Origin of the sequence: Anaeromassilibacillus sp. An172 (assembly GCF_002160515.1) — a bacterium.
In the GTDB taxonomy this organism is placed as follows: domain Bacteria; phylum Bacillota; class Clostridia; order Oscillospirales; family Acutalibacteraceae; genus Limousia; species Limousia pullorum.
The window spans coordinates 1-3,359 of sequence record NZ_NFKS01000045.1 but is presented as its reverse complement, the minus strand read 5'-3'; the positions used below and the strand labels follow the sequence as shown (position 1 = coordinate 3,359).

The 3,359-nt window shown below is 38.1% G+C and carries 3 protein-coding genes; 1 reads left to right on the top strand and 2 read right to left on the bottom strand.

The window, feature by feature from the left end:
* Window positions 1-288: hypothetical protein (locus tag B5F08_RS12925; RefSeq protein ID WP_143256432.1), on the bottom strand; the 288-nt coding region annotated here is incomplete at its 3' end.
* 26 nt (window positions 289-314) lie between these two features.
* Window positions 315-1,559 carry a hypothetical protein gene (locus B5F08_RS12920; protein WP_087380337.1) on the bottom strand — a complete coding sequence of 415 codons (1,245 nt, stop codon included), beginning with the start codon at window positions 1,557-1,559 and terminating at the stop codon, window positions 315-317.
* A 323-nt stretch (window positions 1,560-1,882) separates the two neighbouring features.
* On the opposite strand from B5F08_RS12920, the gene B5F08_RS12915 reads away from it, so the two are divergent.
* Entirely contained in the window at window positions 1,883-3,208 is a 1,326-nt protein-coding gene (locus B5F08_RS12915) for a sodium-dependent transporter (protein WP_442856082.1), read from the top strand.
* Window positions 3,209-3,359 lie beyond the last annotated feature (151 nt).

Sequence of the window (3,359 nt, the reverse complement as noted above, 5' to 3'; positions counted from 1 at the left end):
TTCAAAGTCTGTGCAAAAGCTATGGGCATATGGCAAAGCAGCTATTGTCGTTGCAAAGATAGAATATCCTGCTACCACATCAGAATACCACACATCAAAAACAGATAAATGTATCTGTCCGTCTGCCATTAAAAGACTTTTTCTTTCCCAAGCCCATGACAACTCAAAATTGTTTATAAAGTCGTTTACAAAGAACAAACACATCATAAGGAAAATCGTGGCAATAAACACGGGATTTATAAAAGCTCTCTTTAAGTCCATTCTAAATGCGCCCATAAACCGCTTCATTTCTTATCCCTCCTTTAATTTATAATTTAAGCCAAACCAACATTAAAAGTAAATTCCCCTGTAACAGCGTCCACTGTCCAATCTATAATTTCAGTTTCTGTCAGATTTCCATCCAAAGGCAATGGTTTTTCAGAGATTACAATATCGTCGTTTCCAACCGTCCTTACATATATTTTCCAAACAGGGCGGATTTCATAATTTTTATTTTCCCTTAATGTTCTTCCCTTTTTATAGGGAACATAATTAAGGCTTATTTGAAATACCTCTGCGTCAAACAAACTGCATCTTGAATCTATGCTCTCTTTGACCTTTTCCAATGCTTCTCCCGGACCTATTATTTTATTTCCCTGGGTCGCCACTGAATTTAACTTCATGTCAAATTCAATCGTCGGCAATGTATAGTTTATAACACCGTCTTCCGTAATCCAAAGATAGGCAGTCATAATATATTTCAACGGAAGTTCCGATGTAATATCGGTAACCGAACTTATATATGGAAAGTCAATTCCGTCAACCGTATATGTATAGTAAATCAGATAGCTGTCTTTTGTTTCATAGGGGGATGTGTAGTCCCATTTTTCATTTAACAAATCCAGTGTTTCCTTTTCCACCGAAAGCACATGGGTTATATTGTAATCAAAATTTGTCACACTGCTTATGATGTTTTCCGCTTTGGCTTTTGCCTCTTCCCTTGTCATAAAGTCAAAGTCCTTTCCGCAATCCACCTCATCTGCCGATTCTTGGGTTATTCCCAAATAATTAAGACAATATGTTTCGCACTGCGACGCTGTAAAATCATGATAAAAGAATTCATCTCCGCCCCATGATAAACTTCCTCTATACATATTTCCCGCATCTCTGTTGTCTGCATTATATATAGTATATCTTTTGACCTCAAATTTAAAATCTTCGGGACAATCATCATAATCGGTTTCGTTTGCCTCATAATAAAGCTCCAGCACTCTGTTGTCCTTTATTTCAAAAAGTTCCATAGGGTCGCTTTCCTTAAACAAGCACGCCTCTGCATTGTAGGTGTTCATATTTGAAAAATCCACGCCCTCAGGCACAATAACATCGGCATCAACTGTTACCTTATCGCTTATAACCCTGTCAATATGCTTGGGAAACTCTTCGTTGTTTTCAAAACCATCCTGTGTTTCCCCTTCGACCGTTGGAGCCTCAGTATAGTCCACATCTCCTCCGCATCCGCTTAAAATCAAAAGAAAAATTGCTAATACTATAGATGTTACTTTTTTAATATTTCTTTTCAAAATAACCACCTCCAGTTCTCTATTTACAATAAGATTTTAACATTATATTTTAACTTAGTCAATAACTTTGATATAAAATTAACAAATTCTTAATAATTATAATTATTATAATAGTTTAATTTATGATTGTACTCTTAATCTTTATATTTTGTACAATAACTGGTTTTTGTACAAAATCAGCCAAAATATGCCATATTGTTTCAAAATTATAGCAATTTTTATTTTTCATCTTGTACAGTAGGTGAAAATTTGATATAATGTTTTTAAATATCGTCTTTAAGCTTAATTGTGACAAGACAAAATACTACAGAAAGGTTTATATTATGAAAAACAATCAATGGTCAAGCAGACTGGGCTTTGTTCTCGCCACTGCGGGAGCCGCAATCGGTCTGGGAAATTTATGGAAGTTCCCCTATATAATGGGGCGAAACGGCGGTTTTTCTTTCCTTATCGTTTATCTTTTGTTCATTGTAATCTTAGGACTTCCGGTTATGATGCTGGAAATGAGCCTGGGAAGATATTCCGGAAAAAACCCCGTTGAAAGCTACAAGAAAATCAACAAGAAAGCCGGTATAGTAGGCTTCTTAGGAGTATTCGCAGCTTTTGTAATATTAAGCTACTACAGCGTTATAGGCGGCTGGATTTTAAAATATCTTTTCAGCTATGTGACAACAGCCAACGCTCCGGCAGATTTTGCGGCGTTCTCCGCAAGCAACGAAACTGTTTTCTGGCATTTCCTGTTTATGGCTTCTGCGGTTATTATCTGCCTTATGGGTGTTAAGGGCATTGAAAAAGCCAGCAAGTTTATGATGCCGGCTTTGTTCATCCTTATGATTATTATTATTGTAAGAACCGTAACACTGCCAAATGCTGTGGAGGGTTTGAAGTTTATGTTTGTTCCCTCCGACAATTCTTCTTTCACATTCACATCCATCAGCGAAGCTTTGGGACAGGTTTTCTACTCTCTGAGCTTATGTATGGGTATCACCATAACCTACGGAAGCTATTTGAAAAAGGACGAAAACATCCCAAAAAGCTGTGCACAGGTTGCTGTTATGGATACAGCCATTGCGGTTTTGGCAGGTATAGCCATATTCCCTGCTGTGTTCTCCTTTGGACTTGACGTTCAGCAAGGCCCTGGACTTATCTTCGGAACATTGCCGAAAATCTTCAGCGAAATAGGCGGCGGATTTATCTTTGCAATCGCTTTCTTTATTCTTGTATTCTTTGCCGCTGTAACAAGCGCCATCGCTTTACTTGAGGTTCCGGTTTCCTACGTAACTCAGAAATGGAATATAGGCAGAAAGAAAGCTGTTTTAGGCGTTGGCTTTGCAATATTCCTTTTGGGCGTTCCAAGCTGTCTGGCAACAGGCGCACTTTCAGGCTTTACAGTTGCAGGATACAACTTCTTCGACCTTATGAGCGTGTTCACCGATAACATTCTTCTCCCTCTCAGCGGACTTTTGATGTGCTGGTTTGTAGGCTGGAGATGGGAACCGAAAATCCTTGCCAACGAAATGGCCTTAGGCGCAAAGAAATTCAAGCTTGCAAAGGTATGGGTATTCACAATAAAGTATATCACCCCAATACTGATACTTGTGGTAACAATAAGCGGATTTGTAAATATCTACAACACCGTTACCGCTTAAAACTTCATATTAAAAAATTAAGGGCTGTGCAAATGCACAGCCCTCAGCTTGTCCAAAAACCCTGAATTTCTATCTGAAATTCAGGGTTTTTGCGTTTATCAAGCAACCAACACTTTGATAAAAAAGAAGGAGGAATTGGGGTTTAGCCTAT

What these genes read in the sequence shown, in the direction of transcription:
- B5F08_RS12915 (WP_442856082.1), top strand. Translation starts at nt 1,883, where the DNA reads ATGAAAAACAATCAATGGTCAAGCAGACTGGGCTTTGTTCTCGCCACT.